The organism is Bradyrhizobium centrosematis (assembly GCF_045571495.1).
GTDB classification, from domain to species: Bacteria; Pseudomonadota; Alphaproteobacteria; order Rhizobiales; family Xanthobacteraceae; genus Bradyrhizobium; species Bradyrhizobium centrosematis.
The window spans coordinates 6,085,143-6,098,891 of sequence record NZ_CP120703.1 but is presented as its reverse complement, the minus strand read 5'-3'; the positions used below and the strand labels follow the sequence as shown (position 1 = coordinate 6,098,891).

At 58.8% G+C, this 13,749-nt stretch carries 12 protein-coding genes and 1 pseudogene; 2 read left to right on the top strand and 11 right to left on the bottom strand.

The genetic code is table 11. The annotated features are described in order from the left end of the window. Window positions 1–22: 22 nt before the first annotated feature. From P6U31_RS29065 to P6U31_RS29055, 3 genes are all read right to left on the bottom strand, one after another. On the bottom strand, window positions 23–1,900 hold the full coding sequence (locus P6U31_RS29065; protein WP_407185168.1) for a phospholipase D-like domain-containing protein: 1,878 nt from the start codon (window positions 1,898–1,900) through the stop codon (window positions 23–25). A 78-nt stretch (window positions 1,901–1,978) separates the two neighbouring features. Continuing rightward, window positions 1,979–2,800, bottom strand: coding sequence for a S1/P1 nuclease (locus P6U31_RS29060; protein WP_407185167.1), 822 nt, complete (start codon window positions 2,798–2,800; stop codon window positions 1,979–1,981). Window positions 2,801–2,924: 124 nt separating this feature from the next. Further along, window positions 2,925–4,100: a hypothetical protein gene (locus P6U31_RS29055; RefSeq protein WP_407185166.1), complete on the bottom strand. Its 1,176-nt coding sequence runs from the start codon at window positions 4,098–4,100 to the stop codon at window positions 2,925–2,927. 954 nt (window positions 4,101–5,054) lie between these two features. On the opposite strand from P6U31_RS29055, the gene P6U31_RS29050 reads away from it, so the two are divergent. Next, window positions 5,055–5,495, top strand: a complete 441-nt coding sequence (locus P6U31_RS29050; RefSeq protein WP_407185165.1) for a hypothetical protein — start codon at window positions 5,055–5,057, stop codon at window positions 5,493–5,495. A 618-nt stretch (window positions 5,496–6,113) separates the two neighbouring features. Here the strand turns inward: P6U31_RS29050 and P6U31_RS29045 are convergent. The 7 genes and pseudogenes from P6U31_RS29045 to P6U31_RS29015 all read right to left on the bottom strand — a co-directional run bounded on the left by P6U31_RS29045 (window position 6,114) and on the right by P6U31_RS29015 (window position 12,367). After that, window positions 6,114–6,458, bottom strand: coding sequence for a hypothetical protein (locus tag P6U31_RS29045; RefSeq protein WP_407185164.1), 345 nt, complete (start codon window positions 6,456–6,458; stop codon window positions 6,114–6,116). 142 nt (window positions 6,459–6,600) lie between these two features. Continuing rightward, a complete protein-coding gene (locus tag P6U31_RS29040; RefSeq protein ID WP_407185163.1) occupies window positions 6,601–6,771 on the bottom strand; it encodes a hypothetical protein in 171 nt (56 codons plus the stop codon). Window positions 6,772–6,776: 5 nt separating this feature from the next. Next, window positions 6,777–7,274: a hypothetical protein gene (locus tag P6U31_RS29035; RefSeq protein ID WP_407189968.1), complete on the bottom strand. Its 498-nt coding sequence runs from the start codon at window positions 7,272–7,274 to the stop codon at window positions 6,777–6,779. A 177-nt stretch (window positions 7,275–7,451) separates the two neighbouring features. After that, window positions 7,452–8,248, bottom strand: a pseudogene (locus tag P6U31_RS29030) (recombinase family protein); the annotation flags it as partial. Between the two features lie 587 nt (window positions 8,249–8,835). After that, window positions 8,836–9,360, bottom strand: a complete 525-nt coding sequence (locus tag P6U31_RS29025) for an AAA family ATPase (RefSeq protein ID WP_407185162.1) — start codon at window positions 9,358–9,360, stop codon at window positions 8,836–8,838. After that, the gene (locus P6U31_RS29020) at window positions 9,327–10,091 is read right to left on the bottom strand and encodes an ATP-dependent nuclease (protein WP_407185161.1); all 765 of its coding nucleotides are present in this window, start codon (window positions 10,089–10,091) and stop codon (window positions 9,327–9,329) included. Before P6U31_RS29020 ends, P6U31_RS29025 begins: the two co-directional genes overlap by 34 nt. 107 nt (window positions 10,092–10,198) lie before the next feature. Then, window positions 10,199–12,367: a metallophosphoesterase gene (locus P6U31_RS29015; protein ID WP_407185160.1), complete on the bottom strand. Its 2,169-nt coding sequence runs from the start codon at window positions 12,365–12,367 to the stop codon at window positions 10,199–10,201. Window positions 12,368–12,447: 80 nt separating this feature from the next. On the opposite strand from P6U31_RS29015, the gene acpS reads away from it, so the two are divergent. After that, window positions 12,448–12,852, top strand: a complete 405-nt coding sequence (gene acpS, locus P6U31_RS29010; RefSeq protein WP_407185159.1) for a holo-ACP synthase — start codon at window positions 12,448–12,450, stop codon at window positions 12,850–12,852. Here the strand turns inward: acpS and P6U31_RS29005 are convergent. Further along, window positions 12,834–13,742, bottom strand: coding sequence for a nucleoside triphosphate pyrophosphohydrolase family protein (locus P6U31_RS29005; protein WP_407185158.1), 909 nt, complete (start codon window positions 13,740–13,742; stop codon window positions 12,834–12,836). The genes acpS and P6U31_RS29005 overlap by 19 nt on opposite strands. Window positions 13,743–13,749 lie beyond the last annotated feature (7 nt).

The following is a 13,749-nucleotide window of genomic DNA, read 5'->3' as shown; positions in this document are numbered from 1 at the left end:
GGTGTGCCGCATTCATCCCTCGCTAGCTAAGAAAGTAACCGGTGATATCGCCCTTGGTGCCCTCGACGTAATTCTTGAGCCAATGGTCGTTGAGATCAAGTTGCCCTGAAAAGATCGGCTTTCCTTCCAACTTGTTCTTGGCCTGCCAGGCGCGATATCGATAGTGATCATAAACATCGAGAATGTGTACCGCATAGGCCTGTGCGAGCCGTTTATCGCCGCGGAGGATCAGCAGGTTCTCGTCGTTTTCATACGACGCTTTATATCCGAGATTATGGCTGCCTGTCACGATGACGCAGTCATCAGAGAGGGGATCGATGACGACGATCTTGTCGTGTACGATCGCAGTACCCAGTTTGAGAATCTCGGCCTCGAAATCGCCCATCGCAGTCCCGGCGCCGAGATTGCTGGCGCGCACAATGTGCGTGTGCCGTTCATCATAGACGTAGGGCTTACGCGCGGCGGCTTCTTCCGGCGTCTCATCATCTTCTTCGCCATCTTCGGGGCTCTTGGCCTGATAGCCAGGCATGGCCGTCGGATCGCTGATCGCACCTACCACAAGCAGTTCCGGCTTCGTCTCGCCTGCTTGCCGCGCCGTCTCGATGATGCTGTAAAGGCCTCCGCGCGAGGGAAGAAAGGCAAGAAAGAAGATCGCCTGCTTCGCGCCGCTCATCAGGGCGAAGAGCTCGTCGAGATCGGGCGGAGCTTTCTTGATATTGCGGGTTGTCCCCTTCGTGTTGGGTGAAAACCACAGTTTTGCGCGCGATGCCTGCAGCGCCGCCGGCACGGGTGTGGCGTCCGCCTCGCGCAGGTCAGGCCCCTGAACATTCTTGTGGCCCGGTGCCGACTCTGGGTCGGGATCCTCAATCACGTCCTTATGCAGGGCGTCCCAATAAGCGTGATAACCCGCCGCAATATCGTCATTCTCGATGATGATAGAGTTATTGGTCTGGCCGCAAAGCCCCAACGACGTCCAGTTGGTGCTGCCTGTCATCACCGCGCGCGGCGTTCCCTGCCGGTCGAGATAGACCGCAAATTTGTTGTGACCGATGTGGCGGTTGTTGAAGAGGCGGTTCTGAATATCAACCCCGTTTGACCGCAATTTCGCGCGGGCAGGGGCATTGCGTTCATCCCATGCGCCGCTCTCGCGACCGGCGCTCGAGTTAGAAAGGATAACCTTCAGGAGCGACTTGTTGCGAATGAGCATATCGATCAACTCGGAATCTTCGAGCTCGTACAGCGCCAGCAGGACCTGGCCTCCATCCGCGAGCGCCCGGTCGATCATGCTCTTGAGGAAGGTAATCAGATCGCCAGCAAGATATTGTCGGATCTCGCTATGAACATCTTCGACCTCGGCGATAAGAACATCCTTGTTGAAGGCCTTGTTTTGCTCCTCGATGGCATGACGAAGCCACTGACCTGCGATAATGCCGTTATTAAAAGCAGCTTTGACGTCGCCAAAGTCGGAGGTAACCAGGATTGGGTTGGTCTCAACCGCCGGGCCAAGATACCCGAGTGGTATGACAGGTCCGTCATAGGTCTTGCTCTGTCGCACCGGTACGGGCTCGAGCCCCGCGGCCATACGGCCCACTGGACGGATCTCGTACCTCACATTAACATTGTCCGGTCGACGCTCTGCTCGATCGCGTCGGCGCCGGAGCGTCAGGTCACGCCAGTTGGTCTTCTGGACCGGCCAAACACCTGTATCCTGCTCCTTCCAGCCATGATTGTGCTGGCCCTCAAAGGGAACCCATGTGGAGAGGCCTCGGCGTTCGCCGGTTTGGAGGTAGACGCGGACAATGTCGAAGCCGAGACAGCCCGAGATCATGCCGTCGAGTTCCCAAGCGATGAAGGCGACCTCGTTGTTGCAGTAAGCGACGGCGCGCGTGATCTGACCCATCAAAACCTCCTGTTTGCCCCGAGCGTTCAAGCTCTCAAAGCCGTGCTACTGTTTGTTGCTTGCGCACCCAACGTGCGGCTAAGGCTTACGCAAAGCCTGATTAAGGACCATCGCAAGCCTGACGCCGGCGCGGCTTAGCTGAATGGCAACATCGTTAGTCGCCGCTGCCACATATTCATCCGTCAACCGGAAGCTGCCGTGCGATCCGGCGGGGGGTAACAATCCGTACGTATCGCTTTTTGAAACCCCGAATGCTTCCCTGGCCCAGTCGGCGGGACCGCCGCTTTGCCACTCCGTCTGCTGCTCTTTGGTGATGTGTCCAATCAAATCTGAGGCGATCGTCTTAGGATCGTCCCCCAACTGATGGACGAATTCCGTGTCCCAGAAATGATGCAGATTGCCAGCCGAAAGTCCGGAGGCCGATACGCGCTTAGCGTTGCCCCCGCGATCATGATCATCGGAGCTGTGCAATGGTTGGTGCACGTCGCCGACGAAATGCAGCAGGAATTTGAGGGCCGCGACTCTCTCTTCGGCATCCGTCGCCGGATCGGCGAGTTCGGTTGCGAATTGCGGGATTTTATCTACGACGCAATCTGTCGCCGTCCCGACCGATGCGGGTGTGCCGCTCGGGAGGGCCGGATGATTGAAACAGGCGGTATCAAGATCGCCATCGCTGATTTCGATATCGACAAAATGCCATTGACGCGTCCGGTCGCGCGAGTTCTCGGAGTTCGAGTCACGGAATTTATCAGCCCAGGTTGCTGCCGAGGCAATATCGTGCGCCGTCAGTGTGTCGGTGTCAGCCGCGAGCAGAGCATTGACGCGCTTGCGGACGTCTGGCTCCAGGAACGACTGCGCCACAAGCGCAACCACCTTGTGGCCATCGTCGCCCCACGCCATGCTTGGAGTTGCCGCAGTGCAATTCAGAACGGCCCCACAGAGCAGTGCCGCGAAACCCAAAGCCTGTCGCCTCATAATGCTCCTCCTGCAATAAATTCTTCCCGTCGGCGGTCTTCCGCCGGTCTCATTTTGCGGGTTGGCGTAGTGCATCTTGCACCTCAAGCAGCCGCACGAAGAGTGGATCACTCTGCATCGATCCGAGGATGGCTTCGATCAGTTCGGTGGGGAGCTGGATGATGCTCGCAAGCACCGGCAACGCGTTAGCCGCGGAGCCAATACGGAAGAAGTCGAGACTGCCGCAGATACCGGCCTGACGCAGCTTGACGAAATGCTCCTCCGGCATTAGGCGATACAATTGCGCATGCGAGATCCAATTGATGATGAGCAGCAGTTCGTAGGGCAGACGTAGCCAAAGGATGAGAGGGTTCTGGCACGCGAGAACTTCGGCGTTCGTCTCATAGAACTGGGTGAGGCGATCGATCTTGTCTCGATCCATCCCCTGGATCATCAATAGAGAAGAGTTGCGGGGGAGTGCCTCAAGCGCTGGGTCGGGTTGGTCGCTCGTAGTCTTGATGACTTGTGAGGCGCGCCGAACCAGCGAAGTGATTAAGATGTCCGGTATAAAGCCGACCGCAAACGACAGAAGAATAACCGAAACATTCGTGCCATATTCCGGAATGATGTGTCTCATCCTTCCGGCGATGATGCAGGCGGCCAGCAAGCGCGCCGCGTAATAGTAGAACGAAATCGGATAGATGTCGTTGTTGTTGATGCGATCGAGGAGGCGCCAGTTTGTGTAGATATAGGCGCCAATGAATCCGAAGCATCCGGCCACGAAAGTCCCGCGTTGATAGTTCATAATTTCCGCAGAATCAGTTGCGCTCAGTACGGTAAGCCCCCCAAGGACGACGTTCGGTGAGTAGAAGTACTCGGGCTTGAAATACACCGCATTGGTCATCAACCAGCAGAAGATAATGACAAACGCAAACGTCGCCGTCGGCAGTGCATACTGGTCGAAGATTGCTGGCTTTATCGACTGGAGGGTAGCGTACGCGATCTTGAAGTGGGGTCTGTTCGATACGTCCCGGTTATTCAGGGTCTGGAGCTTCTCGAGTTGCCGCTGCGGCGGTGTCGTTTGCACATAGCGAATCAGCAACGGCAATGCCGATAGCATCATCGACATGACGATGAGGATGACTGGAGCAAGAAGGAATTTGCCTTCGGTGATGGCGTTGTAAGCGAGTACGCCGCCGCCAGCGACGATCAAGACAAGGCAAAACGCAATGAGATGCCGGCCCATGGCCAAGGCCTATCCAAATCAGAAGGTCGCTGCGGTGCGAGACCGCCTCGTAAGGCTTAGAAAATACAGTCGTCCAATAAGCCCTCGGAAACGGAGGCTTATGTAGGGTGCAATCATGCACGGTCTCACGCTAAAGTCGAGTCGATTCAACGCAGCTGAAATTTGTCCGGCAGGGGACACAACCCAACTTTCCGACAATCAATCTATAATAGTAAGGTCACAAGAGCCTGAACAGGTTGATGTCGGGCGATATACGTTCATCGGCGCGCCTGCAAGTGCTTGGCACATGGGTGCGCATTTGCGCTCGATATTGATATTCGCGGGAGCCATTCATGCAGTCCGGCCGAATACTCGTCATGCGTCACGCCGAGAAATCCGGTGATCCGGAAGATCCTCATTTGTCTCCGCCTGGCCAGCAGCGCGCTCAACGTCTCGCCACCTACATTCCCAGGCGTTTGGGGCGCCGTCTTATCTCTTTGCAGCAGCCAGATCGAAACATAGCAATCGCCCGATAGAGACGCTCAGTCCATTCTCCGCAGCGACAAACCTTCCCCTTGACGAGTCCTTCGCCGATCAGGACTACGGGGCACTTGCTCAACATCTGCTAACCAAAAGCCGCTACGAGGCTGTGCTCACCGTGGCGTGCTGGCATCACGGTAATATCCCATCGCTGATGCATTCTCTCGGACTTCCTGATTCCAGCTATCCCGATCCGTGTGGTCGCGCCGTCTTCAATCTGATCCTCGAGGTTAAGTTCGCTAACGGGCAACCGTCCATCCAGGAAGTAACCGAGCCGTTTTGAAAGAGAAACTTGCTACGGCGAAGGCTTCGGGGCGCGGATCACATGAGTGAGCGTCGTACAAAATCCCAGACAAGTGGCAAATCACGGATTAGCCGCAAAAGCATCATCTTTGTTGCCGCGCGCGCTATCGCTACGGCTGCCTTCCCGAGGCCGTGAAGAAATGGGTGTCTGCGCGCGCGAGCTACGCATGGAATTGGGTGACCCGGGCGGATGTCGTTTACGTGACGGTGGTGTACGGCGACCCTCCGCAAATGATATCGGACGCGCGCGTCGACGTCTTCGATCCTGAGAAGAACAGTGATGTGCGAGAAGTGCCGACCAACGAGACCGGCATCGTTATTTTGCGCGATATCGGCGCCCGCAACGTATATCTGACAGTTACGTTCGACAGGGGCGACAAGCGGATCCGGAGCAAGAAGTATATTGAACTTGTTCTGTCGCCGACGAACGCCGAATTTGGCAAGAATGACACGTGGGCGGAGAGCCAAATGACGACAAGGGTGACCAATATCGAACCCCGCCGGCGCCGAAGATTTCTGGGGCCTCTCGACCCGGTGATCCAGCATGGCTGGGTATTGCGCGAGGGGAAGTGAGAGTGAAGAGATATCGATCAGAGCAATCCGAGAATTGTCGAATACACGCATCGCGGCTGTCGTAAGCTCTTCACTGTCGCTGATTATTTGTAGGAATTCATGTCTTTAAAATCCCAAGAGACCCGTCGATAGGAAATGGGGGAGATGTTCGGACTCTACCGCGGCTATGGGCAAGAACTCATCCGCCAGCGTCAGCCGCCATCGCGCCAGAGGCCCCGATCTTTCGTGATGTCGCGTCGGCTCGCTCGGACCGCTAACTGCTGACGGAGCGGCTTTTAACATCGCAACCGGTGCGATATTCGGCGCCGATGGGCCATCTTGCGCCGTCTTTCTGCTTAATCAGCCGAGGGCCCAGGTGCGAGCAGAGCGGCGGCTACTGCGACAATCTCTAGACAAATCCGATAATGCAGCTGCCCGGCCAGCGGCTGCAAAAGTTAGCGCCATCGCCGACCAGAGGTCTTTAGCACCGTCGCGAATCTGGCGGACGCCGAATGTTCCCTTTCCGGCGAAATGATCGGCAACAAGGACGAAAAGCAGAATGGCGATCGCAAACGAACGGGCTGGGGCCCGTTCACAAGTGACCGCTACGGTTTCCACGATCGCTTCGATAATGACACGCTATTGAGTGTCCTCGTTTGTGCAGTTTTCGGTGCGCCCATCCGCCAAGTCCCGAGCCCGCCGCATCGTGCGATCATAAAAATCCTCACGCTCCCGCCGCATGCGCTCCTGATGTGCTCGAAATCCTTGCACGCGTGCCATTATGCGCTCGCGCTCGGAGGCGGTTCGATCCCGAACAGGCCGAAAGGGCTCTACGGTTGCGGCGTTCGTCGCAGCTGCGGGTGCCATCGGCGCCGCGGCCGCCGTCTGAATGGTGGCCTGCGGATGAACATTCAGCGAGGGCGTACGTGCGACAAGTTCGGCCGTTTCGCGAACAAGCGCGTCCAGTTCCTTTTTCCAGTCCATTGGCTTGGCTCCCCGGCACAATCTGCCAGCGGTGAGGGCGGGCGGTCAAATAAGTATATAGCGAAATTTCAGGATTTGTTGAAACTACCATTTTGAGTGAAATCGGCTTGCAGAAAGCTTAGGGGGCTTCCTGATGAATCAATCACGATAATCGGATGTTGCGCCTCCCCGCAACCACCGACGCTTGCGATAGCAAGCCGTTCAGAGCCCCGGCTTCCGAAAGGACGTCGGGGTTCTTTTTGCCCGCCGCAAACCGGAGGATCGCGGCTAGGTCGCCGCGCAGCACGATCGCGAGTTCCTCCGCTTCCGGCATCAGCGTCACCTGATCGACGAGGGTACGGAAAACCTCCGCTGCCTCCCCTTTGTCGTCGTCGCTTTGTAGACTTTCGTACAGCACGGCCACGGGCTGCCGATAGATCTCCGCCGGTTGGAATGTAGGAGAGGCGGCGGCTCTTCCGCCTTCGCGAGCTTCTCCCGTACTTCCACCTTTCTGGCCCCGAGCCGCTTCATGTCCTCGACAATGGCCTCGATCGGACCTCCAGCCTTGATGGCGGCCACCAGCTTTCCAAGTTCACGTTCAATGCGCGGAAGCTCGTTCCCCATCGCCGCAACGTCCGCTCCTCGGTTAATCCGCGGCCGGTTCACCTCGCGGGTAAACTCATCGCAGAACTCTTTGAACAGCTCTGGTTCCATCATGTGCGTGCGAAGGCCGCTCAACACAGAGGTCTCCAGCGCATCGCGCCGGATGTTCAAACGATTATTGCACGTTCCCTTGTTGCGAGCCGTTGCGCAGCCGAGGAGGTCCTTCGAAATCATCGTGTACCCGCCGCCGCAGCATCCGCACTTCACGAGGCCGGCGAGGAGGTATTTGGGCCGATGGCGCTCATTAAGCCTGTTCTCGCCAGGCGCTGAAGGCTCGTAGGCGAGCGTCTGCTGACGCGCCTTGACCGCATCCCACATTTCCTGATCGACAATGCGCAGCTCGGGGACTTCTTGGATTACCCATTCGGATTCAAGATTCAGCCGAGAAACGCGCTTTCCGGTATCAGGGTCTTTGAGATAGCGGAGCCGATTCCACACGAGGCGACCCACATAGAGCTCGTTGTTGAGGATACCAACGCCGCGCTTTGGGTTGCCGTGAATGGTCGATGGTGCCCATTCAGCGCCTTGCGGTCCAGGCACACCTTCGCGGTTCAGCTCGAATGCGATTGTGCGCGAGGACTTGCTGGCAAGGTAGTCCGCAAAGATACGGCGGACGACAGCCGCTTCGGCCTCGTTGACGGTGCGGTCACCACGGATCGGCTCGCCATTAGCGGCGAATTGCTTGACGACGTCATAACCGAAGCACAGCCCGCCGCCCGACTTGCCGTCCGCGAGGCGGCCGCGCAGACCTCGCCGCGTCTTGTCAGCGAGATCCTTCAGGAACAAGGCGTTCATCGTGCCCTTCAGCCCGACATGCAGATGTGTGACGTCTCCCTCCGAGAGTGTGACGATCCGTACCCGGGCGAAGGCCATGCGCTTAAAGAGCCCGGCAATGTCATCCTGATCGCGGCTGAGGCGGTCCATTGCCTCGGCAAGCACCACCGCAAACTTCCCGCGCGTGGCGTCGCTGATCAGTTCCTGATGCCTGGGCGAAGTAGCGATGCACCGGAGATCGCCCGGTCCGTGTAGCTGTCGACCACCGTCCAACCTTGCTTCTCGGCGTGGAGGCGGCAGAGCCGCAACTGATCTTCGATCGATGCGTCGCGCTGATTGTCGGACGAGTAGCGGGCGTAAAGTGCGATCTTCATGACGCCTCCTTAGTCCGGGAGACGGTCACGCTTCCGGCTGTCCGTTCCGGCCTTGATGAAATCACGCGCAGCTTGCCGGGCGAGCAGCCGCACCAAGGCGAGGATCAGGCTTGGATGCGACGAACGCAACCGTGGCTTCAGACGCCGCATCGACGACCACGCGAAGCTTTTCGGCTGTCATTCCTCTCTGTCGCGCCACCGCCGCGTCCTTGCCATCGGGCGGATCGCTCCGCATCTTGGTAAGGATGACGAATTGCTGTCCCAGGACAAGGCAAAACATCTCATAGAATCAATGTCTTGCATCGCATTCGCGCGTTGGTCCGAGATAGGCGGCGTAGCAGATCGAGATGTCGCGAAGTCGAGCGCACGAAAAACATTTTTGTGATGATCAGTCCAAACCGCCCTTCGCGCAATTGCGATGTCGCCCACAGCTTCACCCTCTTATCATCTCCGCCGCTGACCAACGCGAATGTGTCAGCAATCTTTGCGTCGATAGTCGGCACGACGCCAACGAAGGTGGAGAGAAGCGGTGCGCCGCGCCAGCGGCGTCCCAACTCTGATGCAGCTCAAGGGCCGTTTGCGGCGCCTCAAGCCACGCGACGTCCGAAACTCCTTCGGGGATCAGGGCGCATTCGTGCATGAGCGCGCCCCACCAGCCTTTGCCGCCAAGCAAAGAGCAGGTGCTGCTCGTGGTTGGTGGGTTGCGCGGGCACCGGGTCCATGAGCGGCTTGGCATTCAGGACGCCTTCGCGCGTTTCAATGAACAGCGTGTCGGGCGCAGGAAACATCGCGGCGACGATGGGCGAATGCGTGGTTACGATAGTTTGGTTGCACAATGCGTTGAGGCGGTTGACCAGACGCTTCTGCCTCGAAGGCTGTATGTGAAGTTCTGGCTCCTCGACGGCCAGCACGAAGGACTGCCCCGTTTCTGCGCGTGCCTTGCCGAATTGCATGAGCAACAGAAGGCTTTGCAGGGAGACGAGGCCAGTGCCCTGCCTCTGCGAGGGAAGGGTCGGCCCCGTTCCTTGCACGAAATGCGGTACGACGCTTTCCAGAACAGAATCGCTGTCGGTCGAGGTCAGGCGCAGTTGAAGTTTGGGCGTGCTCGCCATAAGTGCGCGCAGTTCGTCATTGGCCGCGCCGACAATCTCGGAAAGCCCCGGCTGATCTTGAGGCGCGTACCCTCCGGCGGCGTCCAGAGGCGCGCTCGCTCGGCGCGCACCGCCTTCGCCGGAATGTCCCCGCGCGTGGCCACCACGCGGCGAAACAATTCGGACGAGAAAGAAATCCAGCGATCCCATGTGCGCGAGGCCGGGACGAGAAAAAACCCCAGTTCTTGGAGCACCTTTGTGTGGATCGTCCGCAAGTGCGTGTCTTCCGCGAGCGGGTCGCCTAGCGTGGCCTCATCATCCACGAAGAAGCGGAGCGTTTCGGCCTCCAGCTCATCCAGATCGAACCGCGCGGCAAAGCCGATCTGCACGGCTAGTTCGGTGTGTTGCACGTCTAGGGCGGCACGAAGAGTCTTGGCGTTCGGGTCGAGCCATTTCTCTACGCCGCGCTCGGGGCTGAACCACGACGCATGATGATGCGGATCGTTGGGCGCGAAGCCCGTCACCGTGGCGATGCACAGGATGCGCGCGGTCTCGCTTGGCGAGCTACCGTGAAAATCATGCTCGGTAAGCCGACGAACGAGACGGTCGCGGCCAAAAAGCAGGGCCAACGCCTCAATGATGGTGGTTTTACCGCTATTGTTAGGACCAACCAGAACGGCGTGACGACCTAGCACGATATCCGCCGAACGAACTCCACGGAAACCGGAGATCTTCAGCCGGACGATATGCATGACAATGCCCGTCCGCCCTTCGACTCAGCCGGGCCCGCCACATTTGTCGGGTCGCCCCTCATGCTCATCTCCCCTCTTAACAACATAGGCATTGAATTTGTGCCGAACTATGCGGTTCCTAACCGCGTCTTGGTGAGCGCGCGCAATTCTGATACCGCCTCCAATGCACTCTCCGCCCAGCGGTCAAACTCCGCCTTGCTGCGTGCGCCATCTTCAAAACTCTCATTGTCACGAGCTAGACGTCGTAGAACGCGAACGAATTTCTGAAGGGTCGTGTCTCCCTCTTCATCGACAACCTCGAGGTATGAAGCCAACAGCTTGAGGCCCTCGATGGCGATCGGGAGACCGTCAGGATTATACTCCGTCGCGGTCGCTTCCAGATCCGTAAGGGCGCGCTCCCATCCCCTCACTGCATCCCGCTGGGCGCCCTCTCGGACGCTGCCGTGGACCAATGCATTCGCGAGCAAATGAAGCCGTTCGGGCGCTTGGTCCAGCCATCGATCGATAATCGGCATCGCAACCTGCGTCGGTGAGCGAGAATGCGTGCGCGCGTCCGCGGCAATCGTAGTGATCCGGCCGGGCAAAAATCCAAGTGCGGCGCAGATCTCCCACTGAAGATGACGCATCTCGGCAATGTTAATCGGCCACCATCGGGCAAATTCCTGCGCACGGTAGAATGCGATCACATCGACCGCACGCTGTGCACCCCCAAGCTCTCGACGCTTGAATTCCACCAAACAGAAGGATGCAAACTCTTCGTCCACGCCATCGGGTGTGAAATCTCGAAATGGATCAATCAACACCGCAAGCGCGCGTGTGCTCGCCTTCGTCTTGAGCAGCTTAATGACCCGATCCACCTGGTTGATTTTTCCGCCGTAACGGCGGAGGCGAGTGCCATGCACAAACGGCATCCGATGCTCCAGCCCGGATCGCTCGAGCTGCCACCACGAGACGAGCTCCTTCAGCCAACGTCGGCGCTCAGGTCCCTCCATCGGTTCCGGCAAGGGGTAGTTTGAGGGAAGCGGCAGTTCATCGTTTAGCCCTGCCGGCAAGTCGAGATGTACGATCAGCGTCCCGTTGGCGGCATCGTTTGCCGCCGCTTCGCAAACGCGGTCATAGACCTCATCCAGGTCGCTGCCTTGGATCAGTACAGGTGCTCCCGGAACGACATCTGTCGACCATATCCGACGGGCGATCGGCGGTGGATCGCGAGAGTCCACACCAGCGCGTGGAATGGCAATCGGTTCAATCGTCACCGCTGGGCTGTTAGGCATGCCGGTGATCGTGATCAAGCGCGCCGCGTCCGACTCGCGCCCAGGCTCAAAGGTTGCGCCGGAGATCACGAGAGTGCGGTGATCCTGATCGCCTTCCTGATTATAAATGTGCTCGAACTGGGCCGAATGCTCATGCTTGTGACCGTGGAGCACAATGGCGATCCCGCGATCTCGCAAAAAGGCTCGGACCTGCTCCAAATTGGATACGTCCGCAAACGGCTTCAACTCCTCACGCAAGCTTGGAGCGCGCAAATGGTGATGAAGTAGCGCGATCCGAAGTTGACGCCCCGCCGACGGCTGAGGTGTAGTCTCGATAAGCTCCCGCAGGATTTCCAATTGCTTGCCCGAGACACGCGCCATGTCGTAACGCGCCAGGTCATCGAGCTGGGCGCGGAGCTTGTCCGCTCTGGCGGCGTCGCCGGAAGCGGCGAGAGCCGGCAGATCGGCCCATACGCTTGCAAGAGGCTCCGGCAAGATCCGTGTGACGTGCGACCAGTTGCTCGTATTGATCGGAAAGATCGCCCAGAGCCCATCCCCGCCGACAAGCCGATGAGGCCCGCCATCGTTGCCCGCTGCGTCCACGCCATCAAGCCACGGCGTCACGCATCCCGCGTTTCGCCAGACTTCGCTGAAGGCCTCGTAGCGGGCCTTCGAGCTCGGTGGACTATCGCGAGGAACGTCGTGATTGCCTGGTATCGCGACGATGTTTGTGGGGGTCACGCCCAGCGGTCCAAAGTGGCGAAGAAGCAGATCGAAGAGAAACTGATGCCCGCCGGGCCGTCCCCGATCTTGCGCATCGCCCGAAAACAACACGCCATCCAACTTCGGTCCGCTTCGCTTCAGGCGCTCCGCCAGACGACTGCACATCAGCTCCAGCGCAGATTCGCGCGTCTCTTGCTCGATTGCAGGGATATCGACCTTGTGGTCGTCACGCTCGAAAGGTACCCCGGACAGCGCGAAATGGACATCGGTCAGATGGAGAAAAGTCGCGGAATTTGGCATGCTCATCTACAGTAAAGGGCTAGGAGCGATGGAGAGGATCCCGCGAACGGAACCGTGCGATGTGGAGCTTGGTGACCGGCATGAATGTCATCGGACATGGAATAGATATGGTTGAGGTCGCTGAGTTGCGGCGCTGGATCGAGGACCCCCGTGATCCTCTGATACCACGCTGTTTCGTTCCGGCCGAACTCGATGAGATCGGTGATGCGGCCGATCGGATCGAACGTTTGGCCGGACGGTTCGCCGCCAAGGAGGCTGTGCTCAAGGCGCTCGGCACGGGATTTGGCGCAGGAGTCGCATTCACCGATGTCGTGATTCACCGCGCGGCTGGCGCGGCGCCAACCGTGCGGCTCACCGGCGGCGCGGCGAAGGCTGCCGCGACGTTGGGGGTGACCGCGTGGTTGCTCAGCATCAGCCACGCCGGCGGAATGGCCATGGCGAGTGCTCTTGCGCTCGGCCCCGACGCTCAAGCTGACGGCTCCTGATCCCGGGATGGCCCTTGAAAGGTAATGCACCGGGCATCGAGATCGACAGAGATGCGCCCGCCACGCGCGGAGAGCACAGCCCGCCACACGTTGAAACCTTGCAGGATGGCCTGTTCCCACTCGCCGGTGGTGCATTGCCGCACCTCCAGGTAAGACGTCATGTCCTTGATCGTGCGCAGCAGCTGAAAATCGAGCGCCGCCACGCTCTCGAGGAAACGGTGACGACGCGCATACTCGAACGCCAGCGCCGCCACGCCCTCTTCAATGACAGCGGCGCGTCCGCCATCCTCTACTTCGTCGAGCAGCGGTCGACTTTTGCGCTTTCGTCGAAGCAAGGCACGGGTGATGGGCGACCAGCCCAAAACCGCGGCATAGGCGAAATGGAAGACGTCGTGAAATCGATAGCCATCAGGATCATAGGCATTGTCGGTGAGTTCCGCCCCGAACGGTCTGCCATCAATGACGACGCGTACCCGTTGGCGATCCTCACCTTCAATATCGACAAGCTCAACTTCAAATCGACGTGGCAGTCGCTCGTCTTCCGGGAGCCCTGCATCAAAGCTCAACGGTCCATTACGTTCGGTAGCCCAGCGCTGCTTGACCTTGGCCAAATTCGCGGCGGCGATGTCTGACAGCGAGAGATCGAACTTGCTTGCGACGTTGGCAAGGTACCAGAGCAGATCGCCCAGTTCCTCGGACACACGCTCCTTGAAAAGGCGATGCGCCTCACCATCACGCAGATGCTTCTTGTATTCACTCAGCAGTTGGCCGGTCTCACCCGCGAGACCGAGCATAGGGACGATCAGCGAGGCGGCATCGTCGTCGGTGCCGTCGCGCGCAGGTACGCGATCAGTACGCAGCGCCTCCTTCTGATAGCTGTCAAAATCCATGCACCTC

Excerpts from the sequence above, each read along its gene's own strand:
- P6U31_RS29065 (WP_407185168.1), bottom strand. The coding sequence starts at position 1,900 with ATGGGTCAGATCACGCGCGCCGTCGCTTACTGCAACAACGAGGTCGCC.
- P6U31_RS29060 (WP_407185167.1), bottom strand. The coding sequence starts at position 2,800 with ATGGCGTGGGGCGACGATGGCCACAAGGTGGTTGCGCTTGTGGCGCAG.
- P6U31_RS29055 (WP_407185166.1), bottom strand. The coding sequence starts at position 4,100 with ATGGGCCGGCATCTCATTGCGTTTTGCCTTGTCTTGATCGTCGCTGGC.
- P6U31_RS29045 (WP_407185164.1), bottom strand. The coding sequence starts at position 6,458 with ATGGACTGGAAAAAGGAACTGGACGCGCTTGTTCGCGAAACGGCCGAA.
- P6U31_RS29040 (WP_407185163.1), bottom strand. The coding sequence starts at position 6,771 with ATGCCGGAAGCGGAGGAACTCGCGATCGTGCTGCGCGGCGACCTAGCC.
- P6U31_RS29035 (WP_407189968.1), bottom strand. The coding sequence starts at position 7,274 with ATGATTTCGAAGGACCTCCTCGGCTGCGCAACGGCTCGCAACAAGGGA.
- P6U31_RS29025 (WP_407185162.1), bottom strand. The coding sequence starts at position 9,360 with ATGGCGAGCACGCCCAAACTTCAACTGCGCCTGACCTCGACCGACAGC.
- P6U31_RS29020 (WP_407185161.1), bottom strand. The coding sequence starts at position 10,091 with ATGCATATCGTCCGGCTGAAGATCTCCGGTTTCCGTGGAGTTCGTTCG.
- P6U31_RS29015 (WP_407185160.1), bottom strand. The coding sequence starts at position 12,367 with ATGCCAAATTCCGCGACTTTTCTCCATCTGACCGATGTCCATTTCGCG.
- acpS (WP_407185159.1), top strand. The coding sequence starts at position 12,448 with ATGAATGTCATCGGACATGGAATAGATATGGTTGAGGTCGCTGAGTTG.
- P6U31_RS29005 (WP_407185158.1), bottom strand. The coding sequence starts at position 13,742 with ATGGATTTTGACAGCTATCAGAAGGAGGCGCTGCGTACTGATCGCGTA.